The 26,271-nt window shown below is 54.6% G+C and carries 21 protein-coding genes and 1 pseudogene; 9 read left to right on the forward strand and 13 right to left on the reverse strand.

What is annotated here, in order from left to right:
- The first annotated feature begins 155 nt into the window (after positions 1-155).
- From CPA45_RS13985 to CPA45_RS23095, 4 genes and pseudogenes are all read left to right on the forward strand, one after another.
- Positions 156-1,157 (forward strand): zinc-dependent alcohol dehydrogenase, encoded by a 1,002-nt coding sequence (locus CPA45_RS13985; RefSeq protein WP_096652466.1) that lies wholly within the window; start codon positions 156-158, stop codon positions 1,155-1,157.
- Positions 1,158-1,171: 14 nt separating this feature from the next.
- Entirely contained in the window at positions 1,172-1,570 is a 399-nt protein-coding gene (locus tag CPA45_RS13990; protein WP_096652468.1) for a 6-pyruvoyl trahydropterin synthase family protein, read from the forward strand.
- A complete protein-coding gene (locus tag CPA45_RS13995) occupies positions 1,567-3,579 on the forward strand; it encodes a glycosyltransferase (protein WP_096652470.1) in 2,013 nt (670 codons plus the stop codon). The genes CPA45_RS13990 and CPA45_RS13995 overlap by 4 nt, the downstream gene beginning before the upstream one ends.
- Positions 3,580-3,582: 3 nt before the next feature.
- A pseudogene (locus CPA45_RS23095) lies at positions 3,583-4,458 on the forward strand (lysylphosphatidylglycerol synthase transmembrane domain-containing protein); the annotation flags it as partial.
- 114 nt (positions 4,459-4,572) lie between these two features.
- Here the strand turns inward: CPA45_RS23095 and CPA45_RS23100 are convergent.
- Positions 4,573-5,421 (reverse strand): RibD family protein, encoded by an 849-nt coding sequence (locus tag CPA45_RS23100; protein ID WP_340640378.1) that lies wholly within the window; start codon positions 5,419-5,421, stop codon positions 4,573-4,575.
- A 97-nt stretch (positions 5,422-5,518) separates the two neighbouring features.
- Between CPA45_RS23100 and ribA the strand changes: the two genes are divergently transcribed.
- Positions 5,519-6,634 (forward strand): GTP cyclohydrolase II RibA, encoded by a 1,116-nt coding sequence (gene ribA, locus CPA45_RS14010; RefSeq protein WP_096652472.1) that lies wholly within the window; start codon positions 5,519-5,521, stop codon positions 6,632-6,634.
- On the opposite strand, the gene CPA45_RS14015 is transcribed toward ribA, so the two are convergent.
- The 4 genes from CPA45_RS14015 to CPA45_RS14030 are packed head-to-tail and all read right to left on the reverse strand — an operon-like array spanning position 6,631 to position 11,700.
- Positions 6,631-7,410 carry a creatininase family protein gene (locus CPA45_RS14015; protein ID WP_096652474.1) on the reverse strand — a complete coding sequence of 260 codons (780 nt, stop codon included), beginning with the start codon at positions 7,408-7,410 and terminating at the stop codon, positions 6,631-6,633. The two genes, ribA and CPA45_RS14015, sit on opposite strands and share 4 nt — an antisense overlap.
- A gap of 18 nt (positions 7,411-7,428) precedes the next feature.
- Complete coding sequence (locus CPA45_RS14020) at positions 7,429-8,220, reverse strand: FkbM family methyltransferase (protein WP_096652476.1); 792 nt, start codon at positions 8,218-8,220, stop codon at positions 7,429-7,431.
- The gene (gene mdoH, locus CPA45_RS14025) at positions 8,220-10,181 is read right to left on the reverse strand and encodes a glucans biosynthesis glucosyltransferase MdoH (protein WP_096652478.1); all 1,962 of its coding nucleotides are present in this window, start codon (positions 10,179-10,181) and stop codon (positions 8,220-8,222) included. The genes CPA45_RS14020 and mdoH overlap by 1 nt, the downstream gene beginning before the upstream one ends.
- Positions 10,174-11,700 carry an OpgD/OpgG family glucan biosynthesis protein gene (locus CPA45_RS14030; RefSeq protein WP_096652480.1) on the reverse strand — a complete coding sequence of 509 codons (1,527 nt, stop codon included), beginning with the start codon at positions 11,698-11,700 and terminating at the stop codon, positions 10,174-10,176. The genes mdoH and CPA45_RS14030 overlap by 8 nt, the downstream gene beginning before the upstream one ends.
- Positions 11,701-11,949: 249 nt before the next feature.
- Here CPA45_RS14030 and CPA45_RS14035 point away from each other — a divergent pair, with 249 nt between their 5' ends.
- Complete coding sequence (locus CPA45_RS14035) at positions 11,950-13,548, forward strand: alkaline phosphatase family protein (protein WP_096652482.1); 1,599 nt, start codon at positions 11,950-11,952, stop codon at positions 13,546-13,548.
- Entirely contained in the window at positions 13,545-14,954 is a 1,410-nt protein-coding gene (locus CPA45_RS14040; RefSeq protein ID WP_096652484.1) for a mannose-1-phosphate guanylyltransferase/mannose-6-phosphate isomerase, read from the forward strand. Before CPA45_RS14035 ends, CPA45_RS14040 begins: the two co-directional genes overlap by 4 nt.
- A 91-nt stretch (positions 14,955-15,045) precedes the next feature.
- Here the strand turns inward: CPA45_RS14040 and CPA45_RS14045 are convergent, their stop codons facing one another.
- The 4 genes from CPA45_RS14045 to CPA45_RS14060 form a co-directional block, all read right to left on the reverse strand.
- A complete protein-coding gene (locus CPA45_RS14045; protein WP_078086796.1) occupies positions 15,046-15,396 on the reverse strand; it encodes a DUF4870 family protein in 351 nt (116 codons plus the stop codon).
- Positions 15,397-15,414: 18 nt separating this feature from the next.
- Positions 15,415-16,350: a lysophospholipid acyltransferase family protein gene (locus CPA45_RS14050; RefSeq protein WP_096652486.1), complete on the reverse strand. Its 936-nt coding sequence runs from the start codon at positions 16,348-16,350 to the stop codon at positions 15,415-15,417.
- A gap of 3 nt (positions 16,351-16,353) precedes the next feature.
- Entirely contained in the window at positions 16,354-16,785 is a 432-nt protein-coding gene (locus tag CPA45_RS14055; RefSeq protein WP_096652488.1) for a DUF4870 family protein, read from the reverse strand.
- 104 nt (positions 16,786-16,889) lie between these two features.
- Entirely contained in the window at positions 16,890-17,294 is a 405-nt protein-coding gene (locus CPA45_RS14060; protein ID WP_078086799.1) for a VOC family protein, read from the reverse strand.
- Between the two features lie 39 nt (positions 17,295-17,333).
- Here CPA45_RS14060 and CPA45_RS14065 point away from each other — a divergent pair, with 39 nt between their 5' ends.
- Positions 17,334-17,972: a class I SAM-dependent methyltransferase gene (locus tag CPA45_RS14065; protein WP_096652490.1), complete on the forward strand. Its 639-nt coding sequence runs from the start codon at positions 17,334-17,336 to the stop codon at positions 17,970-17,972.
- Between the two features lie 43 nt (positions 17,973-18,015).
- On the opposite strand, the gene CPA45_RS14070 is transcribed toward CPA45_RS14065, so the two are convergent.
- From CPA45_RS14070 to CPA45_RS14085, 4 genes are read right to left on the reverse strand one after another with little or no spacing between them, the layout of a single operon-like run.
- Positions 18,016-19,140, reverse strand: coding sequence for an ABC transporter permease (locus tag CPA45_RS14070; RefSeq protein WP_096652492.1), 1,125 nt, complete (start codon positions 19,138-19,140; stop codon positions 18,016-18,018).
- Between the two features lies 1 nt (position 19,141).
- Positions 19,142-21,895 carry a ribosome-associated ATPase/putative transporter RbbA gene (rbbA, locus tag CPA45_RS14075; RefSeq protein ID WP_096652494.1) on the reverse strand — a complete coding sequence of 918 codons (2,754 nt, stop codon included), beginning with the start codon at positions 21,893-21,895 and terminating at the stop codon, positions 19,142-19,144.
- On the reverse strand, positions 21,892-22,962 hold the full coding sequence (locus CPA45_RS14080) for an HlyD family secretion protein (protein ID WP_165771565.1): 1,071 nt from the start codon (positions 22,960-22,962) through the stop codon (positions 21,892-21,894). Before CPA45_RS14080 ends, rbbA begins: the two co-directional genes overlap by 4 nt.
- A 17-nt stretch (positions 22,963-22,979) precedes the next feature.
- Positions 22,980-24,521 (reverse strand): efflux transporter outer membrane subunit, encoded by a 1,542-nt coding sequence (locus CPA45_RS14085; RefSeq protein ID WP_244287611.1) that lies wholly within the window; start codon positions 24,519-24,521, stop codon positions 22,980-22,982.
- Between the two features lie 309 nt (positions 24,522-24,830).
- Here CPA45_RS14085 and CPA45_RS14090 point away from each other — a divergent pair, with 309 nt between their 5' ends.
- On the forward strand, positions 24,831-26,204 hold the full coding sequence (locus tag CPA45_RS14090; RefSeq protein WP_096652498.1) for an MFS transporter: 1,374 nt from the start codon (positions 24,831-24,833) through the stop codon (positions 26,202-26,204).
- Positions 26,205-26,271 lie beyond the last annotated feature (67 nt).

Consider the following 26,271-nt stretch of genomic DNA (forward strand, 5'->3'; position numbering starts at 1 on the left):
GTTTTCTTGGTCATGAACACCTCCAATGCCTCCAGTATGAGGCTTACCGGGGTGTCCGCTCCAATTAGACCAGTTCAGTGGTATGCAGCAGCGTCAGCGCTTTATAGCGCTAGGGTTGCAGGATGGAAGAAGTGTTTCAGCCATAAGGAAATGTCATGTCAGCGCCTGATACGGCTACTACTGCTACGGCTTTTTGGATAACTCGTCCCGCCTTTGGCGAGCTAAAGTGTGAAACATTAACGGCTCCAGGTGAGCACGAGGTGCTGGTTAATGCGCTTTATAGCGGCGTTAGCCGAGGCACAGAGTCGTTAGTATTTAATGCTCGAGTGCCTGAAAGCGAGTTTTTACGCATGCGTGCGCCCTACCAAGCAGGTGACTTTCCTGCCCCCATTAAGTATGGCTACTGCAGCGTAGGGCGCGTAGTACAAGGCCCAGGTGAGCTTCTTCACAAAACAGTTTTTTGCCTTTACCCACACCAAGACCACTACGTGGTACCTGCTGATGCGGTGTTGCCATTGCCTGAAAAGCTGCCCGCTGACCGCGCTGTGCTGGCGGCCAATATGGAAACCGCGATTAACGGTGTGTGGGATGCAAATCCCATGCTGGGCGAGCGGATTTGTGTTGTGGGGGCTGGGGTTGTCGGAGCGTTAGTCGCCTATTTATGCGCTCAGATTCCTGGCGTAGAGGTCTATTTAATCGATATTAACCCAGCCCGTGCGGCACTTGCTGCTCAGCTGGGTGTGGCTTTTTGTACGCCCGAGCAAGCTCCCACTGATCAAGACTGCGTGATTCATGCCAGCGGCCATCCAGATGGCCTGCGCCTAGGGCTTGGGCTAGTGGGTAACGAAGGGCGCGTGATTGAAATGAGCTGGTTTGGCAAGGGGGATGTTGCTTTACCGTTAGGTGGTGCTTTCCATTCCCAACGACTGACGCTTAGAGCTAGTCAGGTTGGGCAACTACCCGCGACTTTACAGCCCCGTTGGGATTATCGCCGCCGCTTAACCCTGGCTTTAAATTTACTCACCGATCAACGGCTGGATGCGCTGATTAGCGGTGAAAGTAATTTCGCTGATTTTCCTGCCATAGCACCGCAGCTATTTGGCCCTGACAGCACCGTACTTTGCCACCGCATTCGCTATCCACAAGCGTTTTTCTGATAACAGGAGTGTCTATGTATCGTTTATGCGTCCGTGATCACTTTATGATCGCCCACAGCTTTAAAGGTGAAATTTTTGGCCCTGCCCAGCGTACTCATGGTGCCACCTATGTGGTTGATGTGGTGTTTCAGCGCCCTGAGTTGGATCAGGATGGACTCGTGATTGATATCGGCCTCGCTAGCGAAACAGTCAAAGAGGTGTTGGCGGGCTATAACTTCCAAAACCTGGATGAAGTGAGTGAGTTTAAGGGGCGTAACACCACAACGGAATTTATGGCAAAGGTGATTTTTGATCAACTGGCTGCTGCTATTAAAGCGGGTCGGATGGGGGTTACTGCCCAAGGGCTAACTCACATGGAGATCAAGCTGCATGAGTCCCACGTGGCATGGGCAAGCTACGAAGGCGCACTATGAACCGGCGGTTCACGCTAATCGTGGCCGGTGAGCCAGACCAGCGCACCGGTGGCTATATCTATGATGCGCAGATAGTCACCGCACTACGTGAGCAGGGCTATAGCATGAATGTTGTAGGTCTGCCTGGACGTTTTCCTGATGCAGATGACACTGCCGCTCAGGCGCTTGTTGCAACACTCGAGTCCTTATCTGAAGGCGCGCGGGTGATTATTGATGGCCTTGCGATGGGGGCGCTACCAGAGGTGGTTGGTGACCATGGCCACCGGCTCGATATTACTGCGCTGCTTCACCACCCATTGGGAGATGAGCAGGGACTAACTAGCGAGGAGCAGCAGTATTTTCATCGCAGTGAGTTAGCTGGTTTGGCAAGCGTGGCCAGGGTGATCGTCACCAGTCGGTTTACTGCACGACGTCTAAACGAGCTGGCCAAGCAGTATGGGCGCCCCATTAGCGCACCGATTAGTGTCGTAGAGCCTGGGGTTGTGGCTGCACCAGTTAGCCCGGCGGCAGAGCCCAATGAGCCGATACGACTGCTATGTGTCGCAACCCTGACCCCACGTAAAGGGCAGGACATTCTGGTAAAGGCCCTGGCGGGGGGTAGCGCAAGTAACTGGCAGTGCGATTGCTATGGTGGTGCCCGTGACGCAGAGTTTACCCTTAGAGTTCAGCAACTTATTGATGAATACGGGCTTTCAGGTCGAGTAGCACTCCATGGCGAGTGCGATGCGGCCACACTTGAAGCAGCATATCAACGCGCTCACGCATTGGTTTTGCCCTCCTGGTATGAAGGCTATGGCATGGTAGTGACTGAAGCCTTGGCCCATGGTTTGCCGGTGATTACCACTACCGGGGGCGCATTGAGGGATACGCTGCCCAGCGGAGCAGGCTTGAGTGTTGCACCTGGGGATATTGAAGCGCTGCAGGCGGCGTTACAACGCTTTTGTCGCTGCACTGAGCTGCGCTCCGAACTTCGTACTGGTGCTGCCGTAGCACGGGGCAGCTTGAACGATTGGCAGGCTGCTGGGGTGGCATTTGCGGAGGCGTTGACGCCGCTCCCTCCAGCGTTGGCGCAAGAGCTGGCCGCGGGTAGCCAGTTTGAGGCAGATTGGTTAGCGTTGCGCGAAAGCGTTGACGCTGCTGGGCGTAGCCAGAAACTCGCTCAAGCTGCGGCTGCGTGGCTTGCTACACGCAGCAACAGCAACAGCAACAGCAACAGCAACAGCAACAGCAACAGCAACAGCAACAGCAACAGCAAGGAGGAGGGTACTGCCTATATCGCAGATTTGGGCTGTGGGCGTGGCAGTAATATGCAGTTTTTGGCCCCCCGGTTTTCTGGCAAACAGCACTGGATGCTGTTTGACCACGATGCTGGCTTACTAAGTGAGGCACGTCAGCGTGTATTGAAGCTGCGCGATGCCAGGGGGCAGCCTATTTCAGCGGAAAGCCATTGTGTATCGCTGGCGACACTGATGCACCCGGCGCTGGATAATGCCCACTTGGTCACTGCTTCAGCATTATTGGATCTTGTCTCTCGTGAGTGGATAGACGCACTGGTGAGCAACTGTGCTAAACACCGACAAGGGCTGCTGATGGCCATGAGTATTACTGGCGAATGGTGCTTCACCGATCTGCAGTTTGGGCCACTGGACAATGATGAAGACCGTTGGTTGCTTGACCTGTTTAAGACCCATCAACAGCGTGATAAAGGCCTTGGAAATGCTTTGGGGGGAGATGCCCATGGCGAGCTGGCTCATGCCTTCAAGCAGCAAGGCTATCGGGTGAGCGAGGCAGATACACCGTGGCAGCTTAAGGCAAGCGATCCAACGATGCGGCCATTAATGCATGCACTGATTAGCGGGTGGGCAGACGCGGCGGCTGAACAAGCCCCAGGAGCTGCTACTCGCATTGACCAGTGGCGGGGTAGCCGGCTGCGGTCTGTTAATGAGGGCTGCGTGGGTATTTGGGTTGGCCACCGGGATCTGCTGGCGCTGCCAGCAGTTGAGGCATAACCCATGAAAGCTGGGCGCTATTTACGCTACCCCTGGGTGCAGCGAGGGCTGGTTAGCTTAGGGTTGTTGGCGGCTGTAGCGCTCTGGGTAGAGCCAGGAGCAGTGATCGCCGAGGTGCAGCGCTTCTCTGCTGGCTGGTTAGTGCTTGCGCTGGCGATTAGCGTACTGCAGATAATGCTGAGCGCTTGGCGTTGGAAGTTTACGGCAGGGCTTGTTGATGTGCCGCTGCGCTACGGTTATGCCTTGCGGGAATACTACTTGGCACTGCTGGTTAATCAACTGTTACCGGGTGGTGTCTTGGGGGATGCCGGGCGTGCCTATCGCCATGCAGGGCAAGTGGCCTCCAGGGGGAGCGCTTGGCGGGCAGTTGTGATTGAGCGCGCCTCAGGCCAAGTGGCTGTTGCGCTATTAACCTTAGCGGCCCTGTTGTCATCGCCTCTATGGCAAGCGGCGTTAGGCACGACGGTGCTGCTCTGTCTAGTGTTGGTTGTGCTGTTGTTAGTTGTCGTGGCGGGGAGTGGAGTTGTCTGGCATCGGCGTACTGCTCTTATTCAACTGCCTGCGTGGAGCATTGCTTTAGGGCGGGATATGCGACGTGGATTATTTCAGCGTCGTGTATGGCCTTGGCAACTGCTCTCATCGCTAGCCATTGTGTTTAGCTATGGGTTGGTGATGGTATGCGCCGCACGAGCCATTGGTATTGAACTTGCTGCGGTGAATATTCTCGCGTTGGCACCGGTATTGTTGTTGGCGATGCTGGTGCCGCTATCGATAGCTGGCTGGGGGCTACGTGAAGGTGCTGCTGCGGGCATTTGGGTATTTGTTGGTTTGCCCTCCGCGCAAGGAGTAGCGGTTTCGCTGGCTTATGGGGTGATTGTTCTACTCTCTAGCTTGCCTGGTCTCTGGGTGGCGCTTGCCAAGCGCTCTAAGGCGACGCCGTCATCCTTGCTACCTCCTGATGCTTCCACGTCGGCTGCTCCCGCTTCCGACTCTTCAGGTACTGCCACGCAGTTGAACATCAAACAGCGTGTCCTCTCCACACCGGAAAGTACGCATCGCCGGGCGCAAGGCGCTCTCCAAGGTATCAATAGGCGTCATTTGCAGACCAGGCCTGCCGGAGCCAATCAGCAGTGGCGCGACCAGCAGGTGCAAGCGATCTACCGCGCCTGCTTCAATAAATTGCGACACAGTGATGCCACCCCCTTCCACCAGTATTCGAGTCAAGCCGCGTTCAGCCAGCAGCGTGATGACATCGTGCGGGTTGAACTGCCCATGAGTATTAAGTGGCAGCACGCAGTGCTCGGCAGTGCTTGGGGCGGTGTTAACGCTTGGTCCAGTGATATGCAGGGTAGGCGCAGTAGCAGAGGTAAACACCGACAGCTCGGCAGGAACCCTACCCCGTGGGTCAATAACAACCCGTACAGGGTGCGTGCCGGAAACGTGACGTACGGTCAGTTGGGGGTTATCAGCGGCAGCAGTGCCCGCGCCGATTACCACTGCATCGGCCAGCGCCCGCAGGCGGTGCAAATGTACCAGGCTTTCAAAGCCGTTGATGTAGTGAGAGTGGCCGCTTTGCGTGGCAATGCGCCCATCAAGGCTTTGCCCCAACTGAGCAATGGTCCAGTGCGACTGGGCTGCCAGCGGTGTCATACAGTCCAGCAGGTCACGGGCGGCATCTGTCACCGTGATCTGGCTGTGCCACTTTTGTTTGCCGCTAAGGGTGATGCTAACGCTACTGGGCATACCCTGGCGTATAGCCGTCAGCCAACGCCACGCAGTAGCACAGTCAATCATGCTGCCCTCTGCATGCGCAGACGTTTTAACACCATTGGAGTCGGGCATAACGCTTCCACACAAACTGAATTACTTCATCATGCGGGGCCGTGTTGCCCAACGCAAGCGCACCTTGCCCATTACATAAGGCAACCTGGAGGCCTACATGTATCACATTGAACGCGCTATCTTCGATATTCGTCGTGGTCTTCCGGTGGTACTACACACCGGCGATCAGCGCTTACTGGTGCAAGCGTTAGAAGGCTGTGCATCGGTTGATAACTTGGCTGAGTTATCCGGTTCGCGCCCAGCCTTGGTACTAACACGCCACCGGCTTGACGCCATGGGAGTAGCGCTAACAGCCGATGCGGCCTGTTTACCGTTAACAAAGCACTTTAGTGAAGCTGACCTACACCGTTTGGCGATATCCCGAGAGAACACACCACTCCCTCCTACACTGTTGGATGGGCTGCAGCCAGCAGGCGTTGGTGAGCGAGGCGCCGTGGCATTAATGCGCCGTGCACTATTAATTCCCGCTGCGTTGTGTGCCGAAATAAGTGAACCAGCAGCTGTGCGTATTGCTCAGCAACTGGCGAGTGGTGAATTGTTGGAGGTAAATGCCCAGGATGCAGAGAAGTGCTTAGCGGGCGCCCCCGGCATGTTGAAGCGGGTGAGTGAGGCACGTATTCCTTTGGAGAGTGCAGCAGAAAGCCGCTTTGTGCTGTTTCGTGAGCCAGATGGACTGCGTGAGCACGTAGCCGTCGTCATTGGACAGCTCGACAGCCTCCCTGGTGCAGTGCCACTGCGTATGCACTCAGCTTGTTTAACCGGCGATCTATTTGGCAGTTTGCGCTGTGATTGCGGAGAGCAGCTACGTAACGCCGTAGCCGATATTCAAGCCATGGGTGGTGGCGTACTGCTTTATTTAGCCCAGGAGGGGCGGGGTATCGGCTTAGCCAACAAGTTGCGTGCTTATACCCTGCAAGATGATGGCTTGGACACCGTGGATGCTGACCAAGTGCTCGGTTTTGGCGATGATGAGCGGCAGTATGCGGTTGCGGTAGATATGCTTAATGCTTTGAATATCAATAAAGTACAGTTACTAACCAACAATCCACTGAAAATGGCAGCGTTACGTGAAGGTGGCATTGAAGTAGTGTCCCGCCAGGCGTTGTATGGCAGTGTGACCGACCATAACCACCGTTATTTAAGCGCTAAAGCCAACCGAGCAGGGCACTTTTTGGATGATGTGCTTGAAGGTCGTGGGCGGTCGCGCATTTAGCGGCTGACTGACAGTGGTGGCAAGCGGGCTGTTTCGGCCACCACTTGGGCCAGCTGCGCAGCATAGTGCTTCACCAGCCGCTCACCTAGTGAGGCGCTGGCACCAGTAGCATCTCCTGAAACGCCCTGGGCACTTAAATCCTCCGCTAACCAAGCAAAAGCAGCGCTGCCTTCGGGGCTGACAAGTGTACCGTTCTCAGGCGCTGCCGGTGGCGTAGGTTGATAGCCATCCAGTGTGACCAGCGAGGGGGCTAAATAGTGCATCATTGCGGTTTCTAGCAGCCCACCATGCAAGCCGTAGCGCAGCTCAGCCGCATCAATGGCGCCTTCAAGCGCGGGCAGCCGTGTATAAGTGGCTTTCACAACGCGCATGGCATAGCGCTGTCGAAGAGTTAGTGCTGCCAAATCCATCACCGCTTTATTGCCTCCGTGGCTGTTAATGAGCACCAGTTTTTTTATACCTGAGCGGGCAATACTTTCTCCGTAAGCTTCTAGCGTGGCGATGGCGAGTGGGGCAGGTAGACTGAGCGTTCCTGCAAAACCAGCATGTTCATCGCTAGCACCTACGGCAATAGCTGGTAGGCAAAGCACATCAATGCTGGGGTTGATCATACTCAGCATAGCGGTCTGCAAGCCTTCTCCAATGATGAGATCTGTACCCAGCGGTAGGTGCGTACCGTGCTGCTCGATAGCACCGAGAGTAATGATTGCCACGGGGTCGCCGTGGGCGATAGCCGCCAGCCGGGGGGAGGTTAGGGTTTTCCAGTGATAAATCATGTGTGATGTTACCCATGGTTAGAGATGCGAGTCGGGTGTGTTAAGCAAGTGGTGGTCGCTTCGGCAGGCGTAAATGTCCCCAGAAGCCAGCCCATCAGCGCCATCGCCCAGCCACTTAATGAGCGCTTCGGGTGATTGCCAATGTTTCCAGCGAAACCTGCGTTGTTCACCGGCAATGGCATTGAAGCGGTAGTCGCCTAGGCGTGATAGTTGTGCAACGCAAGCGTGGCTAACTTCTAACATGCCAGCGACAAACTCCACCGAAAGTGCGGCAACTGGATGGTTAAGTCCCATCAGCACTTCTGCTTCAAAGCCCTCAACGTCAATCTTAATAAAGCTAGGCTCACCGTAAGTGGCGATGAGTTGATCCAGTGTGGTGACTTCTACCCGTAATTGCTCTTCCCACTGTACTTGGCGAAAGCCAGGGTTACGTGCACCTATTCGGCTGCGCCACTCGCTGGCAAGGGTCGAGAGGGTAGGGTTAGCAACGCTAATAGCGATATCTGCAAAGCCGGGCTGTGGCCCAGCGGCTAACGGTAAAAGTGTGATGCCTGGGCGATTAAGCAGCCGTTTAAACCACTTGACCAGGGATGGCTGTGGCTCTAACGCCACGACTCGGGCGCCCAATGCGTGAAAGGCTGCGCTGCGGTCACCTAAATGGGCCCCTATATCAAAGGCGACATCACCGGGTTGAATAAACGGGCGATATAAACGTTTCAGGCCCTGCTGTCGTCCTGGGCGCCAGTAGATAAATAGCGAACGTGTCATACCACTGGCACTGCGCAGTTGTTGCAAAAAAGCAGCAAGCATTAGTTAGGCTCCTTAGCCGATGGAGAGCCAGTTTTAGCGGGCTGGGAGGAGTACTGGCGAAATGACTGACATGGCATGTCGCCAGGTAGCTCGCCAGGCGGTGGTTTTAGTACGCTCTTATGACAGAGGCGCTCGCTAAGTGGCTGGTGGCTGAGGGCCGAAAAGTCTGTTAGGAGAGCTGGCCTTATTACAGTACTGGGTGTGCGGAGTAATCCTTCTTTATGACTAATCGCGCTGCCCCAGGTAGTGCTGCTGGTATATTTGACGATTGGCACTGCAGCGATGAGCCCTAACCAGGCAGGCGTGAGCCAGCCAAACGCGGAAGGTGAAAAAAGCACCAGCATGCCAGCCCAGGCAGCTCCGGCGAGGGTCATCCAGCCAGCGTGGTGCCAGCACTCTTGCCAGCTTAGCGAACGCTCGCCGCGGTGCTGAGTTTGCCAATCAATTGCTCGCCCTATGAGTACGTTCACGATAAAAAGGCTATGCCAGGCCATCATTAACGGGGCTATCAAAGCAGCAAATAGAATCTCTAACAGCGTGCTGGTAATAAGTCGCAGGCGCCCGCCAAAGCTGTGAGGGCACTGCCAGCAGGCTAGTAAAAGGCTCAGTAGCTTGGGAGCTACCAGCATTCCCAACGTCACACTTAGCAGCCCAAGGGAGAGCGCATGAGGCAAGTAATGGCTAGGTTGAGAGTCTAGTGCCTGATACCCCACCAGGATACTGGTGCAGAGCAAAAGTCCTAGCCACACGAGTGATGAGAGAAAAGCGAAGGCACCCAAAAAGAAGTGCAAACGGCTAATCGGGTGAAATCCAGCGCCTGTCAGTAGCCGTAGATGCTGTAGGTTGCCCTGGAGCCAGCGGCGGTCGCGCTTAGCAAAGTCGAGTAGGTTGCTGGGCATTGCCTCAAAGCTATGATGGGATGCGCTAACGTAAGGGGGATGTGCTATGGAAGTGGTGGCTGCCGTATCCAGCAGTACTTGCCAGCCACCACGCTTAAGCAGCGCTGCCTCTACAAAATCATGGCTGAGCAGTTCGCCACCTAAAGGCGGCTTACCTGAAAGGGTGGGTAGACCGGCATGGGCCATAAAGGCACGGGTACGAATAATTGCATTATGCCCCCAATAGTTAGCGGCGTCGCCCTGCCAAAAGCTTTGTCCTGCCGCTAGCATCGGGCTATAAAGTGCTGATGCCAATTGGCTAAAACGACCAAATAGAGTGCGCTGTCCCACTGGCATCGGTACGGTTTGAATGAGGCCAACCCTTGGCTGGTGCTGCATACGGTTAATTAAGTGTAAAAGTGTTGTACCGCTCATCAAACTGTCGGCATCCAGCACCACTAGGAAGTCGTAACGACGGCCCCAGCGGCGGCAAAACTCAGCAATATTGCCTGCTTTACGGCCATGATTATTTGGACGTCGGCGATAGTAAACATTTATCCGCCCTGAGAGGCGCTGCTGCAAGGCAGCCACGTGGTTGGCCTCTTCCTGCACTTGGGCCATATTCTGGGTGTCACTGAGAATAAATACCTCAATGTGGTTGCGGATAGCAGAAGCTGCTCCTAGGTTATCAGCCTTTTTTAGCAGCGAACGGCAAGTAGCTTCTAAACCGGCAATGGTGGGGACGGGGGGCTCTGCATAGATTGGCATAACCAGCGCTGTTCGGCTGGCTAGCTGATTAATACTCGCGGGATATAGGGACTGGCGGCGTAGGCATAGCGGGTCACGGCGCAGGGCGCAGAGCGCAAAGCCACAGACAGCACCCCAGAAAGCTAGGGCGATCCAGCTAAAAGTGAGCGCAAATAACGTAAGCATCGCGACCTGCCAACCCAGAGGTAAGTGAGTTACCACCTGCGCCATGGCTGTGCAGCCTGCAATGCTGCTACCCACTACCACCACCGCAAAAACAAGACGGCGGCACTGTAGCCAAGGTATGGAGTAAGTTCCCTCGCGGTTTTCAGGCATCGGGATACCATACGTAGTTCCAGGTTTCGCTGACAGGCTCGTTATTCAGCTGCAGCCGCAGCCGAATATCATTCGGTGCGCTATCAGCGGGGATCCTGAAACGGGCGCGCCAGCCACCTTCGGGTAGCGTGGTTACCTGGGGGAGCAGTACCTCTCCGGACAGTGAGCTGATATCGAGCTCAACCGCTTGATCAGGAGCGATGTCTTTAAGCACACCACCTTGGAAATCGACAATAAACTGGCGCTGGTCAGCATAAGAGGAGCCCTGCTGCCCTGGAACGGACGCATTGCCATGGCGGGTGCGAATCACTTGACCCAGCGAGTGTTCATCAGGCTGAGTGTTCAGTGTATAAGTGCGGTAGTGCAGGCGACGTGATTCGCCAGCGCGTAAGGTATCCTCTGCTACCCAATACGCCACAATGTTGTCATGGGTTTCATCTGGGGTTGGTATTTCTACCAGCTCCACATGGCCCGCGCCCCAGCTTTCAAGTGGTTCTACCCACTGGCTTGGGCGGCGGTGGTAGTGAGCTTCTAAATCCAGGTAGCGGCTGAAATCCCTCTCTCGCTGCATTAAGCCAAATCCATTAGGGGCATTATCCAAGAAAGCTGAAATATGCACCTCAGATGGGTTGCTAAGTGGCCGCCAGATCCATTCGTCGGCGCCTGTGTGGATCAGCAGCCCATCGGAGTCATGAACCTGGGAACGAAAGTCATCTGGCCGTTCAGGGCTAATTTCACCGAAGGTAAACATGCTGGTTAAGGGTGCAATGCCGAGCTTGTCGATGTCTTTCCGCGCAAACAGCATTGCCTCTATCTCGGCGTGGGTGTTTTCACCGGGCTGGATGACAAACCGGTAGGCACCGCTGAGTGAAGGGCTATCCATCAGTGCGAGCAGCGTGAACGTGCTGCTCTCTTTGTGCGGCTTGTAGAGCCAAAACTCACGGAAGAAGGGAAACTCCTCGCCCTTTGGAGAAGCGGTATCAATCGCTAGTCCACGGGTGGATACACCGTAGACCTGTTCACTGCCAATCAAGCGAAAGTAGCTAGCACCCAAAAAAACGGCGAATTCGTCAGCATACTGGTCAGTATTAATTGGGTAGTGCAAGCGGAAGCCCGCATGGCCGCTGCCGGTTAGATCGTGTTCAAGCAGGCTACTGGCTTCGCCATCGTAGTTAAAGTCATCGCTTGAAAAGGGCAGGGCAGAAATGTTGCTGCTATCAATAATGTTAATTTTGACAGGTGTTTGGAATAGAAAACCGCTATGGAAAAGCTGGAGAGAGAAAGGGCTTTCATCCTGCCAGTATGCCCGCTCAGGGTTAAAGCGAATTTGCCGGTAGTCATCGTAGCTCAATCCTAGGAGCGTGTTTGGCAGCGAAACGTCAGGTGCCTGGTAGGGTGCCGCGGCTAATGATTGAGCGCGCTTGATGACTTGGTTGAACACATCATCATTGGCAGTGGCATGAAAAGTGATTAAGCAGCTTAATGACAATATCCACCTTGTAGCCGGACAAGCACCCATGAGCGAGTTCCTTTCGGTGACGGAAAAATCGAGTCAATAGCAACAGTATATGAAATATCTCAACAAAAGTTATACATTTGTGTTGGTTGGTATATATGCTTGTTACTATTTTGATGTTTAACTCAGCATAAAAGTTAAAATAGTCATAGGCTCGATGGGGTGTCAGCCCAATTCAGCACTACATTATTTCCGTGTCCTACCGTGCTTTTTTGGTTAGGCGATAACGCTTTTTGGGCGATTGAGGTGCCAATGCTTCGTCTTTTGTTTACTGCCTTTGCCCTTAATTGTCTGCTTGTGGTGCCGTTGTGGTGGCGTTTTGGCGAGATAGGCTCGCCACTCATTGCCTGGGAAGCGTGGGTAATTGCAGCCGCTATGCGGCTTATTCCGCCAAGTCCCCCACGTCGCTTGCTAACAGTGATGGTTATTTTATGGCTGTTATTGGTAACGGCTGCCAATCTTGGCGATGCTGCTACCCATGCGGCTTTTGGTCGATCGTTGAACCTCTATTTAGATCTGCCGCTGGTGCGCGCTGTTTACCACCTGCTGGTAGGTAATGTAGGCCAACTGGCAGCGGTTTTCCTGATGCTATTAGCTGTTTTGTTGGCACTGGCCACCCTATGGGGGCTTGTGAAGTTGCTGTTACCGGCTGTGCATTTATCGTTAAGGAGCCCTCAAGGTAGTGTGGCGATACTGCTTCTTGGCGCGGCAATGCTTTTCACTCTGCTTGAAGTGCATGGCAGCCGGCTGGTGCCTCAGTCAACGCTCCCTGCGGTGAACACTACACGCTTTCAGTGGGAGCAGGTTGTGGCTGCCCACTATGCGCGTCAGGCGTTTAGTGAGCAGCTCGAAACCTCTCCCATTAGCGCAAAACCACTACCTGGCCTTGAAGGGCGTAATGTTCTTTTAACTTTTATCGAGTCTTACGGTATCTCGGCGATTGATAATCCTCGCTATAGCGGACAGATGTTGCCAACACTTAAGGAGATAGAACATCGGTTGGTCGACCGTGATCTCCACGTTGTATCGGGGTTGTTGGAGGCTCCTATACGTGGTGGTCAGTCGTGGCTGGCACATGGGACGGTACTCAGCGGGCGCTGGATTGATAACCAACTGTGGTATCGGCTCATGCTGGAGAGTGGTCATTCCACTCTGGTTGATGATTTTCGTGCGACGGGACAGCACACACTCAGTGTGATGCCTGCGATTACGTTGGCATGGCCTGAAGGTGAGGCCTATGGTTTTGATAAAATAGCGGCTGCGAAGGATATTCCTTATGCGGGGCCGCCACTTCACTGGGTGACTATGCCGGATCAATTTACCCTCGACTACACCCAGCGGCATCTTCTGAGGGAAAGCCCTGTGTTCGCTCAGCTAGCACTCATTTCAAGCCATGCTCCCTGGACGCCTATTCTACCGGTATTGGAAAATTGGGCGATGATAGGGGATGGTCGCATTTTTGCCCCTTGGGAGCATGCAGGCGATCCGCCAGAGGTTGTTTGGCGAGATATAGAGCGTATTCGTGACCATTACGTCTGGTCGGTAGACTACGCTGTAAAAGTTACTGGTCGCTGGGCCGAGAGGGTTGTGGATGATAATACTCTGCTGATTGCGCTGGGTGACCACCAGGCCGCACCGTTGATTACCGGCGAAAATGCCAGTGCTGCGGTACCCGTACATATTATTAGTGGAGATCCGGCACTAGTAGCGCCGTTTCGTGCGCGTGGTTTTATTGATGGCATGCTGCCTGCCTTGGATAATGCTGAGCGCGTTTCAAAAATGAGCCAGCTGCGCCACTGGTTACAGGAAGATTTTGGCCCTTTGGCCACACACACAAGGATGGCACCATGATCCAGCCGGTTATTCTCAGCGGTGGGAGTGGTACACGGCTATGGCCGCTCTCCCGGGAGCAGATGCCCAAACAGTTTTTGCGCTTAACCTCCTCGCAGAGCTTGCTACAGCAAACATTGGCCCGTTTGGAAGGTTTGGAGTCGTTACCGCCTATTTTGATGGGGCACCATGCCCACCGTTTTTTAATGGCAGAGCAACTACGGGAAAGCGGCTATGCAGGCTTGCTTGTGCTTGAGCCTGAAGGGCGCAATACCGCCCCAGCGATTGCTTGTGCTGCACTAATCGCACGCCAAACGGGAGATGATCCGCTACTTCTAGTACTTCCTGCTGATCATGTTATTGGAGATCTTAACGCCTTTCACAGCAGTGTTCACAATGCGGTCCCTCTTGCAGAGGCAGGTTATCTGGTCACCTTTGGGGTTGTGCCTAGCTACCCGGAAACAGGCTATGGCTATATCGCCTGCGGTAGCACGTTAGGTGGAGGGCACCATATAGCATCGTTTATTGAAAAACCCTGTGCTGAACGTGCGCGGAAGATGCTTGAGGCAGGCAATACCTTGTGGAATAGCGGTATGTTTTTACTGCGGGCTTCTAGCTATCTTGAACAGCTTGAGGCATTGCAGCCAGCTATGTTGAGTGCCTGTGAGGCGGCTGTTCTGCAGTCTCATCGTGATTTGGATTTTTTACGTTTGAGTGAAGAGGCCTTTCTTAGCTGTTCAAGTGAATCGATTGATTACGCTGTAATGGAGCACTGCGAGCATGCGGCGGTTGTGCCATTGGATGCGCAGTGGAGCGATATTGGGAGTTTTGATGCACTGTGGGCGACCCTGCCCACCGATGCTGCTGGCAACGTTGTGCAGGGGGATGGTGTACTACGTGATACCCACCGCTCCTTAGTGATAGCCGAGCACCGTTTAGTGGCGACCCTTGGCGTGGAAGATTTAGTGGTGGTTGAAACCCCTGACAGCGTACTGGTCGCACACCGTGATTATGCCCAGCAGGTAAAGCATCTAGTGGCAACTCTGTCAGAAGCCGGTCGTGGTGAGGTTAATACGGCGGTACAGGTACACCGCCCATGGGGTAGCTTCCAAGCCATGGATAGTGGTGAGCGCTATCAGGTAAAGCATATCACTGTGAAACCTGGCGGGCGGCTGTCACTACAGCGTCATCACCATCGAGCCGAGCACTGGATAGTAGTGAGCGGCACGGCACAAGTCACCATCCATGAGCGCACCTTCTTAGTCAGTGAGAACCAGTCCACTTATATTCCCATTGGTGTGCCGCATCGCTTAGAAAACCTCGGAAAGATCCCTTTGGAACTGATCGAAGTGCAGTCGGGTAGCTATTTAGGGGAGGATGACATCGAGCGCCTGGACGACGTATATGCCCGACACAGTAATGAATAGGGTGAAATAACCCACCCTATTCTCTACCGCTATTTATGTTTTTCTCTTGTACTACTCGTGCTTTTTCGCGTGCTATTTCACCAGGTGCTAGCTACCAGAGCCAGCTACCAGGGCGAGCTGGTGGTTCACCTTTGCGCACGGCTAGCCAGCCAAGGATGCAGCGTACGCCCAGCCAGACTACCAAAAGCGGCCACAGCAAGGTGCCTACTAACATCAGGCTAAGGGTGAATGTGACAATAAAGTAGAGACTGCCAATCCAAAAGGTGCGAATTAGATAGCGGTAGTGGGGCTGTAGCCAAGGGGCGGCTTCTTTACGGTAGACATAGGCGATTATAATGCCAATCAGCATGGTGATATTGGCGGTAACCAAGCCCGCTAAGTAGAGCGCATAAATAATTTGCGGTGGCCGAGTATCCTCTTTAGGGATATAGCGCTGGGTCATAGATTACCTCGTTAACATTCAGTAGAGCCGGAAGTCGTTGGCGTTAGCAAGTCCTTGCTGCTCTTCTATTACCTTGCGATAGCGCTTGTATTCCCACTGATATTGGGCTGGTTCCAGAGCAATCGATGCTTCTACACTTGCGTTTACACCGGTGGCAGAGATTACGTCATCAGCGCTGTACACGCGCTCATCAGCATCGAGAAAGTGAATTTCAAACCCCTTTCCAGGGACCCGTAACGCCACCCCTGTTACTACCCTCGCCTGGGTGCGGGCCACCAACTTGGGTAGTAGGGTCGCGGTATAAGCCTCACGTCCAAAAAAAGGCGCAAATACACCACTGCCCCAGGCCGGTTCCTGGTCAGGTAGGATACCAATTGCTTCGCTTCGCTTAAGGGCTTTTAGTAGCGCAGCCACACCCCGGGGGTTGGTAGGCACTAGGCTGGCCCCCATGCGTTCACGGCCATGGCGGGTGACCGACTCTAAATCAGCAATTTTTGGCGGCTCGTACATGGCGGTGAAAGGAAAGTGGCTTGATAGCCAGAAATTAAGCACTTCCCAGTTGCCAAAGTGTGGGGCCAGAACAATAACACCGCGGCCTTCCGCCCGGGCACTATCCAGTTTGTCACGACCATGAACCGACAGTATGCTCGCTTGAACCTTTTCTGGCGCGGCCATCCAGGCATGGCCTAGCTCCAGCATAGTCGCTGCTGAGTGTTTTAAACTCTGTTTGGCGAGTGCGTTACGTTCGCTTTTAGTGGCATTTGGGTAAACAACGCCAAGGTTGATGTTGGTTATCTGGCGTTCTCGTTTACTAAAGTAATACACAAGCGGGCCCAGCAGGGCAGCGAACCGCCACAGCCTGGCGATCGGCCAATGGGAGAGTGATTTCCAAAGCCAGGCGATAGCGCTTGCCCGAGAAACACGCTTGCGCGAGGGGGGAGCTTCTTGGGTCATACCTTAAAGCAGCCAGCTGTCCACATTGGAGGGCGCGCGTTTTTCCTGCAGACCTTTAAAGCCTTTTACACAGCGCACGATAAACCATACCGCTAGTGCTAGCAGTAGTGGGAAGCCTATCAGTATGAGTGTCAGTATCGTGGCCACGCTACCGTAAAGCAGGCCGATCCAAAAAGTACGTACCTGATAGCGGTAGTGCTCATCCAGCCAAGCAGGGCCTTTACCGCGGTACACATAAGCAATAATGACACCGATAATCGCGGTAAACCCCACCACGAAGCTGGCTAAGTAGAGAGCGTAAATAACCATGGCCATTGTGGTATCAGGCTGTGGTGACACTTCATTGGCTGGCTGTTCGTGAGACGTTTGGCCTGCACTGGTTTTACTGCTAATTACTTCGCCCTCAATTGGCGCATCATTTGCGTTGTCGCGCATGACCAATCCTTATCTGTATTCGATATAACAAGCTGTTGTACAACATAGCGCCTTACGGGCGCCGTTTAAGCACCCTATGATAGCGTGGTAAACGGAGCATCGCATTAATAGACGCTAGTTGGCTGCTCGCGGACGGAAGGGCGGCAAATTTCCAGTAAGTTGCCATCCGGGTCGCGTAGATAAATTGACTCAATGGGGCCATTGGCGCCCTGGCGTGCCACCGGACCCAGCTCGACATCAATCGCCAAGGCATCTAGGTGGTGCTTAAACTCATCCAATGGCAATTGGCAGCGTAGGCATAAGTCGAGGCTGCCAGGTGTTGGCGTGGCTGACACGGGAGCGATGTCGGTATCTGTTTGGTGCAGCCGTAGGGCGGTATCGCCAAGCATCAAATCTACCCGCTGGGCATCCCTGTAACGCACATCCAGCCCCAGCACGCGGGAGTAAAAATCTACTGCACGACCCATATCGGTCACTGTAACCACAAGATGATCTAAACCTGTGAGCATGCCACCTTCCTTAATACAAACGTAAGACAAGAGAATACGATAATGCGACGTTGCCCGTTATGCAGTACGTCTGACCCTGCGCTTTATCACCAAGACTGTCGTCGTGATTATTACCAGTGTGCCACGTGTGTGCTGGTGTTTGTGCCTACTGAGCAGCATTTAACGGCAGCAGAAGAAAAAAACGAGTACGACCAGCACCAGAATTCGCCGCATGATACGGGATATCGGCATTTTCTGGGGCGTTTATTTGACCCACTAGTGGCGAAGCTGTCGTCAGGCGCCCGTGGGCTGGACTTTGGCTCAGGCCCAGGTCCGACACTTTCGGTGATGTTTGAAGAGGCCGGACATGCCATGGACGTTTATGATATTTACTACGCACCCAACGAGGAAGTGCTAAATCGCCACTATGATTTTATTACCGCCACCGAAGTGATTGAGCATCTCTCCGCGCCTGGCGTAGTGCTTTCAAAGCTAGCCGCAAAACTTGCACCGGGTGGCTACCTTGGACTAATGACGAAACGAGTGACTACCCAGGAGGCTTTTAGTCGTTGGCACTATATTAACGACCCGACACATGTATGCTTTTTTAGCGAGGCGACGTTTTACTGGATAGGGCAGCACTTGGGCATGGAGGTGGAATTCCCAGCGGCAGATGTAGTACTGCTGTGCTACCGGTAGGATTTGGCTCACATCAGGAACAACAGTTATGGGGCAGCATCTTTTACGCCATTTGGCCGATGGCTTTACGAAAGCGAGATAGAGAAAAAGCGAACAGGGTGCTACCGATCAGTATCAGGAACAGAAATTGTGTCCACACCACGTCGATTCCAGCACCGCGATATAGGATAGCCTGACCCAGTTCGACGAAGTGGGTAGTAGGTGCTAGCAGCATGATATGTTGGACGACTTCCGGCATGCTCTCGCGAGGTGTGGCGCCGCCTGAGAGTAGTTGCAGTGGCAGTAGCACCAGTACCATTAGCATGCCGAATTGCGGCATGTTGCGCGACAGAGTGGCTAGGAATATACCCATGGAGGTGGTGGCGAAGAGATGCAGCGCTGCCCCCACGGTGAACAGTGCCACTGAGCCTGCTATTGGTACTTGCAAGGCCCAGCTCACTACCAAGTAGAGTGACAGTAGTGCAGAGACCAAAACCACTAGGCCCATCGACCAGACCTTGGCCAGCATAATTTCCGTCGGTGTCACCGGCATTGCCAGCAGGTGCTCTATGGTGCCGTGCTCGCGTTCGCGTATCAATGCTGCGCCGGTAAGGATGATAGAGAGCATCGTGATGTTATCGATGATCGACATCAGCGAACCGAACCAAGCTTTTTCGAGGCCCGGATTGAAGCTTACCCGCAATGCCAGATCGACCGGCGGTGCACTGTTGCTACGGTACCGTTGAGTGAACTCGTTTATCTCATCCATGACGATCTGCTGGATATACCCATTGCCGGTAAAGGCCTGGCTCATGCGAGTAGCATCTATGTTGAGTTGGACCTGAGGGGCCAGGCCAGCCAGCACATCACGCTGGAAATTGGGCGGGATGTTAAGTACGAAAGTATAGTGGCCAGCGTCGAGACCAGGATCAACCTCGGTAAGTGAGATCAGGTCTGGGGTGGCGAACTGGGGAGGATAGAAGGCGGTGCTGATGCGGCCCGACAGTGGCGAGTTATCTTCATCGACGACGGCGATGGGAGCCATGTGCAGGCTTTCAGGCAAGGCGGTAGCCTTAGTGTAGACTGAAATGCTACATACATAGACGATCAGTACCAGCATGACTGGATCCCGGATTAGGCTCCATAGCTCTTTAACACCCAATCGGTAGATAGTCAGGACACTATGCATCTCAGCGCTCCTGGTTTTTCAGCAAGAATATGGAAAGCCCCATTATCGTTGGCACCGCGATCAACAGCGGTACGAACAGGGGGTAAAGATCGCCAAGATTCAGAGCTTTGCTAAACACACCACGGGTGATAGTGAGCATATAGGAAGTGGGATAGATGGTGCCGATGAAGCGTCCAGTCCCTTCCAGTGAGCTGACAGGGTCGATCATCCCTGAGAACTGAACTGCGGGAATCAACGTGCCGATCATGGCGAAAAACATCGCTGCAATCTGGCTACGGGTCAGGGTCGAGGCGAGCAGCCCCATACCTGTAGCGATAATACTGTAGATCACCACTGCTAGTAGTAGCGTCAGAAAACTGCCTGTAATGGGGACGCCGAATAGGGTGACAGAGAGTAGCGCCATTAGCAGGAAGTTAAGTACCGCAAGCGCAATATAGGGAAGCTGTTTGCCGATCAAGAACTCGCTACGGGTTACCGGTGTGACGTAGAGATTGATAATTGACCCGAGCTCCTTTTCCCGCACCACAGCCAGTGCAGTCAGCATCGCAGGCAGCATCATCAATAGTAACGGAATCACTGCAGGGACCATTGCTGGCAGGCTCTGCACGTCGGGGTTGTAGCGAAAGCGTGTCTCTACACTGGCAGCGGCCGAGCCGCCTGGTGTTGTGGCCTGACCAGCCTGTTCAGCTAACCACTGTCGGTGGATGCCCTGCATGTAACCACGTATGGTCTCAGCACGCTGGGGCATCGCGCCGTCGATCCAGGCACCGATTTCCACCTGGCTACCACGCTTCACATCACGACCAAAGCCGGGAGGGATTTCAATAGCTAGGGCGATGTCACCACTACGCATGCGCTGGTCCATATCGGTGTAGCCGGTCAATGGCGATTGCTCAATGAAGTAGCGGGAGCCTGACAGATTCAAAGCGTAACTATTGCTCAGAGTGGTCTGGTCACGGTCGAGGACGGCATAACTGAGATCCTCCACATCCAGACTGATGCCGTAGCCCATAACCAGCATCAGGATCAGCGAGCCGAGCAGAGCAAGTGTACCGCGCACTGGGTCGCGGCGAAGCTCCAGTGCCTCTCGCCATGTGTAGCTCAGCAGTCGCTGGATACTGAAGGCGCGGTACTTGACGGCGCTATGGGGGACCGTCGTAGCCGAAGCTGAGGGCGTTTCGGTAACTTGGCCCTGCTCGTCGGCACCTGCTTCGGTGAGATAGCCGATGAAAGCTTCTTCCAGTGTCGACGCCCCGCGTTTTTCCACCAGTGCTGCAGGAGAGTCACTATCGAGCACTCGGCCAGCATGCATCATCGACATACGATCGCAACGCTCGGCTTCGTTCATGAAATGGGTAGAAATGAAAATGGTTACCCGGTCTCGTCGGGCCAGCTCGATCATGAGCCGCCAGAAATTGTCGCGTGCAATGGGATCGACCCCCGAAGTGGGTTCGTCCAGGATCAGTAGTTCGGGCTTGTGGACCATTGCCACCGCCAGGGAAAGACGTTGACGGATACCCAGCGGCAAGCTTTCCGGTAGGCTGCTACGCACGCCCTGCAGAGTGAAGCGGCTGACCATCTCATCTACGCGAGCGGCGATCTCGGCTTCCGGCACTTGGAAGAGACGGGCATGCAATACCAGATTCTGCTCCACGGTCAGTTCGCCGTACAGCGAAAACGCCTGAGACATATAGCCTACGCGGCGACGGGTATCGATATCACGAGGATCGACCAGTTTGCCGAATAACCATGCTTGACCTTCACTGGCCGGAAGTAAGCCGGTGAGCATCTTCATGGTAGTTGACTTGCCACAACCGTTAGAGCCTAGGAAACCGAAAATTTCGCCGCGCCGGATGCGAAAACTCACGTGGTTGACGGCGATGAAGTCGCCAAAGCGCATGGTGAGGCCTTGTGCTTCGATGGCCACTTCATCGTCGTCCTGGGCTAGCGGCGGGATAGTTACAGGTGCATAGCCGTGTTTCTTTTCTTCCGGCAGTAAGGCGATAAATGCACTTTCCAGGGAGTCGCTATCGGTACGCTCTAGCAACTCCTTCGGTGTTCCGGTGGCAAGAAGAGCGCCATCATCCATAGCCACTAGCCAGTCGAAACGCTGGGCTTCATCCATGTAGGCGGTTGCTACCACCACGCTCATTTGTGGCCTCTGGCGGCGTATACGTGCGATTAGCTCCCAGAACTGAGCGCGAGCCAGTGGGTCGACGCCGGTGGTTGGCTCATCGAGGATCAGTAAATCCGGGTCATGGATTAGCGAGCAGCACAGGCCAAGTTTCTGCTTCATACCACCGGAAAGTTTACCAGCGGGACGGTCTAAGAACCCATGCAGCCCGGTACTACGGGTCAGGTCGTCAATGCGCCGCCGCCGCTCGCTATGCCCGTGGCCAAAAAGGCGGGCAAAGAACTGCAGGTTTTCCTCTACGGAAAGGGTCGGGTAAAGATTCTTTCCCAGCCCTTGAGGCATGTAGGCGATGCGTGGGCAGATGCTGTCGCGATGACGCTTGCATGACATATCGCCACCGAGTACTTCAAGGCATCCTTTCTGAATGGCGCGAGCCCCGGCAACCAGCGCCAATAGACTTGATTTTCCGACTCCGTCCGGCCCTATCAAGCCGACCATACAGCCAGCTGGTATCTCCAGGTCGATACCAGCAAGGGCGACTTGCTTGCCATAATGCAGCTGGATCCCTGCTAGCTTTACTACTGTTGGTAGAGCAGACGAAGAGAGAGGCACTTCGGTCATTGCGGTACCCGAATGGTGAGCTCAGCGGGCCACTCTGCATCTGGGTCGAGCTTGACCCAAGCTTCGCCAGGTACGCCGGTCTTGACCTGTTCAAGGTGGCGCTGCAACAGGTCACGGTCGATTTGTGCCTTTACTCGAAACATCAGCTTTTGGCGTTCTGATGCTGTTTCCACTGTTTTGGGAGTGAACTGTGCCGTGCTGGCAACAAACGAGATACGCGCTGGTATGACCAGGTCTGGTGCGGCATCTAGAATGATGCGTGCCTCACTGCCAAGGGCCACGCGACCCGCTTGCTCAGCAGGCAGGAAGAACGTCATGTGTACATCACTGAGGTCGACTAAGTTTAGTACTCGCCCTCCACTTGGGAGTACTTCGCCTGGCTGGGCAATGCGAAATTGCACGCGTCCTGCACGTGGTGCGATCAATTGGCTATCGGTGATGTCGGCGGCTATCCGCGCAATCGTGGCTTCGGCAGCGGTAACCGCCGAGTTGGCACCAGTTACCTGGGCGCGTGCCGCTTCTATAGCGGACTGTGCGGCATCAACCTGTGCATTGGCAGCGGCAACGGCAGCACGCGCGCTATTGACCCTAGCACGATCATCATCGAGCTCTTGGGCCGAGGCAGCACCTTCTCGCGATAGGGTTTCTGAGCGGGCCAGGCGGCGTTGAGCGGCGTCTAGCTCGCTCTCACGCTGGGTGACTACAGCCTTGGCGGCGAGGTGGTCGCTTTGGCGCAGGGCAACTTGCGCCTCGGCGCTGAGTACAGCATTGAGTGCCTGCTGATGGTGGGCTGCCGCCTCGTCACGTTGCGCTTCCAGCACTTGGATCTGCATACGTGCCAAGGGCTGGCCAGCAGTGACAAACTCTCCTTCGTCGACCAGCACCGCGTCAACACGCCCAGGAAGCTTGGTGGCGATGTCAATTTCAGTGGCTTCAATGCGTCCATTGCCACTAGCAAAGCCTTCTCCCAAGCCTTCTTCACGCAGCTCGGTCCAGTAGTAATAGCCTCCGGCAGCGATAAGGAGTACCCCGGCGGCAAGGATCAGTTTCTTGAGCGGAAAATGCATATGGCTAGGCCCTAATGTCATTCAGCGTGAGATGGGGTGAGAGCTGATGTGCTCGTAACGGTGATTGGCCCGCCGCCTAAGGCGGTATATAAGGCCACCCTCGCTGACAGTAGCTGGCGGTGCCTCTCGACTCTCTGTTGTTCGGATGAAAGCAGGTCGCGTTGGGCATCCAGCACTTCTAGGTAGGGCACCGCGCCATTGTCATAGCGGAGTGCTGCCAAGCGTGCACGTTCACGTTGTACCGCGAGCATGGTATTGGAAATTTCCACTTGCTCAGCTAACCAATGGTTAGCTGCCAGGGCATCGGCAACATCACGAAAGGCCTGTTGAATGGCTTGCTCATACTCCACCACTGCTTGTTCACGGCGTAGCTCGGCCAGTGTCAGGCTGGCACGCCGACGTCCACTATCAAAAATAGGGAGCGACAGCGTGGGTGAGAAATTCCATGTTTGGCTTCCGGAGCTGAGCAGGCCGTCCAGGTCGGCGCTGGCCGTTCCAAGGCTGCCGGTGAGAGCTATACGCGGAAAGAAAGCTGCCCGTGCTGCTCCAATATTGGCATTGGCTGAGCGTAGGAGGTGCTCGGCCGCACGAATGTCCGGACGGCGAACCAGCAGCTCAGAAGGCAGCCCCGGAGCAAGCGGTGTCAGGCTCTCCACAGCGATTAAGTGGCTGTCATTCGGCGCCGTTTCGATCGGTGTGCCTACTAGTAATGCCAGAGCGTTCGCTTGCTGGGCACGCGCCTGCTCCAACTGCGCACCCAGCGCCTTCGCTTGCTGTAGCAGTATTTCAACCTGGGTGAGTTCCAGTGGTGATGTTGCTCCTACCTCTACACGTCGGGTAAATATCCGCAGTGACTCTTGCCGGCTATCGATTGTTCGACGTGCTAAGTCCAAGCGTTCGTCAAGTTCCTGGAGGCGAAAATAGCCATCCGCGACCTGGGCGATAAGGCTGAGCTCGGTTGCGTGACGTGCCTCGTCGGTAGCTAGGTATTGTTCCAGGGCCGCTTCATTAAGACTGCGTATCCGCCCCCAGAAATCTAGTTCCCAGGTGCTGAAGCCGACACCGGCCTGGAACTGGTTGCCAGTCCGTGCTTGGCCGCTGGGGCTCAGGTCGGCGGGTACGCGTGAACGTTCACCGAAGGCTTCTGCGCCGAGGGTAGGCAATAGGTCGGCTCGTTGAATGCCGTAGGTGGCACGTGCTTGTTCGACACGCAGCAGAGCGCTGCGGAGGTCGTGATTGGTGGTAAGCGCTTGGTCGATCAACGTTTGTAATCTGATGTCAGTAAAGTAGCTACGCCAAGCGATGTCAGCTGTTGTTGTTGGTACTGTGGTGGCCTCACTCGGATAGGCTTTAGGCAGCGCCAGGTCTGGTGTGGAATGGGGAGGAGCCAGTGAGGCGCAACCAGAGAGGCCTAGGGCTAGTAGTGCTACCGTAAGAAGCGCTGATTTACTTCTCCCTGTGGGAACGTGCCGATCTCTTAATTGAGCAAACGCAGGTAAAAAGGCGAGCGTATTGAGCATCAGGTTGGCCATATCGAGTACAAGGGGGATCGGAACCATGTCGAGTCGATACAATTTGGGGGTCCGAGCCTAGGGAGTAGGCGAGTATGGCATTGTTCATCTTAGCGTTTATTGATGTAAGACAGGATAGCTAACGACTAGTTGGCGATTACCAATACCGGCCCCTTATCAGTGAGTTGTAAGTGCGTTTCTTGCTATCACCGATTACGCTGGTGGTAAGTAGCGAAAAAGCCTGGCGAAACCTACCTAACAGGTGTAGATTCGCCGCCCGATTCTACGGTTGGAGTTATCTCTAACCATATATAGTCCCTTAGGTGGGGCTTTTATTCTGCGAGGCAAGAGAGCGATATGTCGCGGCAACTTCTAGCCATGGCGCTAGCACCCCTTTTAGGGCTGTTTATTCTTGGGATTGGCAATGGCTTTCTTGCTACCTTGATTACTGTGCGGCTCGACGCTGCAGGCGAGTCTGCCACGGTAATCGGGATTGTCTCGTCAGCCTATTTCATTGGCTTGGCTCTGGGTGCCATGTTCAATGACCGCTTGCTACTACGCATTGGCCATATCCGAGCCTACGGCAGCTTTGCTTCTCTTGTGGCGGTCACCGTGTTGTTGCAGGGGCTTTTCTTTGATCCATGGGCTTGGTTTGCCCTGCGTCTAATAGGTGGCTGGGCCACTGTGGGTGTCTACCTGGTCATTGAAAGCTGGTTGCTTACCTCGGGGGATCAAAAAGTGCGTGGCCGTCTGCTGGCGCTGTATATGATTTCGCTCTACGCCGCAGGTGTGGTGGGACAGCTGTTGCTGGGGGTGACAAGTGCCATGGGGGACACCGCCCCCTTTATGGTGATTGGCTTGCTAGCCTCTTTATCTGTGCTGCCCATGGCGATGATTCCGCGTGTTTCGCCACTGATCGAACATGCTGAGCCGCTGCCGCCCCTCCGCCTGATTACTATGACGCCCACTGGCGTAATGGGAAGCTTAGGTTCGGGCATGGTCGTAGCGGCGGCCTATACGTTGTTGCCGCTTTACTTACAACGCAATGGCATGAGCGTTAACCAGGTAGGCCAAATGATGGCAGTGGTCATTTTGGGCGCCATGTTGTTGCAGTACCCAATTGGACGTTGGTCAGACCGCCACGATCGTCAGATGGTGTTGATCGGTATCAGCGCTTTTTGTGTGGTGATTTCAGCCGCTATGCTGTGGCTGCCGCTTACGACGCCATTGCTGGCGGCATTGTTGTTTTTGCTCGGCGGTGGGGTGTTTGCGCTGTACCCAGTGGCAGTGAGTCATGCGGCTGACCGTGCGCCGGCAGGCGCACTGGTGCGTATGAGCCAGGGGCTTTTATTGATTAACTCCATCGGCGCAACCATCAGCCCGCTAATGATCTCTCCGGTGATGACCGCCATGGGCGATGCAGGGCTGTTTTGGGCGTTTGGCTCGCTTAGCTTGTTTTTCTTACTGTTTTTCAGCTGGCGTCGTAGTGTCCGTCCTGCTCCGGTGCCGGTGGCGCCTTTTACACCGACCACGCCCATGTCAAATGCGGGTGCTGAGCTGGTGGTCACTGAGGAATTGATGCAGGGGGCTCTTGAACACGAACACTTAGAAGACCTTTCGGACGTTGTGCCTGAGGTAGATGTCGCTGAACCAGTTGTTGGGCCTCCTGCTGAAGATGAAACCCATATTGCATACTACGATGACGTTGAACAGGTGGGAGTGCGCAAATAAATAGCGGAGATTATTTGCCTAGGTGAGACCTTGGGCTAATGGCGTGATAAAAGTAGTGAAACTACTA

Source organism: Vreelandella nigrificans, from assembly GCF_002374315.1.
Lineage (GTDB): Bacteria > Pseudomonadota > Gammaproteobacteria > Pseudomonadales > Halomonadaceae > Vreelandella > Vreelandella nigrificans.

Excerpts from the sequence above, each read along its gene's own strand:
- CPA45_RS13985 (WP_096652466.1), top strand. The coding sequence starts at position 156 with ATGTCAGCGCCTGATACGGCTACTACTGCTACGGCTTTTTGGATAACT.
- CPA45_RS13990 (WP_096652468.1), top strand. The coding sequence starts at position 1,172 with ATGTATCGTTTATGCGTCCGTGATCACTTTATGATCGCCCACAGCTTT.
- CPA45_RS13995 (WP_096652470.1), top strand. The coding sequence starts at position 1,567 with ATGAACCGGCGGTTCACGCTAATCGTGGCCGGTGAGCCAGACCAGCGC.
- CPA45_RS23100 (WP_340640378.1), bottom strand. The coding sequence starts at position 5,421 with ATGCCCGACTCCAATGGTGTTAAAACGTCTGCGCATGCAGAGGGCAGC.
- ribA (WP_096652472.1), top strand. The coding sequence starts at position 5,519 with ATGTATCACATTGAACGCGCTATCTTCGATATTCGTCGTGGTCTTCCG.
- CPA45_RS14015 (WP_096652474.1), bottom strand. The coding sequence starts at position 7,410 with ATGATTTATCACTGGAAAACCCTAACCTCCCCCCGGCTGGCGGCTATC.
- CPA45_RS14020 (WP_096652476.1), bottom strand. The coding sequence starts at position 8,220 with ATGCTTGCTGCTTTTTTGCAACAACTGCGCAGTGCCAGTGGTATGACA.
- mdoH (WP_096652478.1), bottom strand. The coding sequence starts at position 10,181 with ATGCCTGAAAACCGCGAGGGAACTTACTCCATACCTTGGCTACAGTGC.
- CPA45_RS14030 (WP_096652480.1), bottom strand. The coding sequence starts at position 11,700 with ATGGGTGCTTGTCCGGCTACAAGGTGGATATTGTCATTAAGCTGCTTA.
- CPA45_RS14035 (WP_096652482.1), top strand. The coding sequence starts at position 11,950 with ATGCTTCGTCTTTTGTTTACTGCCTTTGCCCTTAATTGTCTGCTTGTG.
- CPA45_RS14040 (WP_096652484.1), top strand. The coding sequence starts at position 13,545 with ATGATCCAGCCGGTTATTCTCAGCGGTGGGAGTGGTACACGGCTATGG.
- CPA45_RS14045 (WP_078086796.1), bottom strand. The coding sequence starts at position 15,396 with ATGACCCAGCGCTATATCCCTAAAGAGGATACTCGGCCACCGCAAATT.
- CPA45_RS14050 (WP_096652486.1), bottom strand. The coding sequence starts at position 16,350 with ATGACCCAAGAAGCTCCCCCCTCGCGCAAGCGTGTTTCTCGGGCAAGC.
- CPA45_RS14055 (WP_096652488.1), bottom strand. The coding sequence starts at position 16,785 with ATGCGCGACAACGCAAATGATGCGCCAATTGAGGGCGAAGTAATTAGC.
- CPA45_RS14060 (WP_078086799.1), bottom strand. The coding sequence starts at position 17,294 with ATGCTCACAGGTTTAGATCATCTTGTGGTTACAGTGACCGATATGGGT.
- CPA45_RS14070 (WP_096652492.1), bottom strand. The coding sequence starts at position 19,140 with ATGCATAGTGTCCTGACTATCTACCGATTGGGTGTTAAAGAGCTATGG.
- rbbA (WP_096652494.1), bottom strand. The coding sequence starts at position 21,895 with ATGACCGAAGTGCCTCTCTCTTCGTCTGCTCTACCAACAGTAGTAAAG.
- CPA45_RS14080 (WP_165771565.1), bottom strand. The coding sequence starts at position 22,962 with ATGCATTTTCCGCTCAAGAAACTGATCCTTGCCGCCGGGGTACTCCTT.
- CPA45_RS14085 (WP_244287611.1), bottom strand. The coding sequence starts at position 24,521 with ATGGTTCCGATCCCCCTTGTACTCGATATGGCCAACCTGATGCTCAAT.
- CPA45_RS14090 (WP_096652498.1), top strand. The coding sequence starts at position 24,831 with ATGTCGCGGCAACTTCTAGCCATGGCGCTAGCACCCCTTTTAGGGCTG.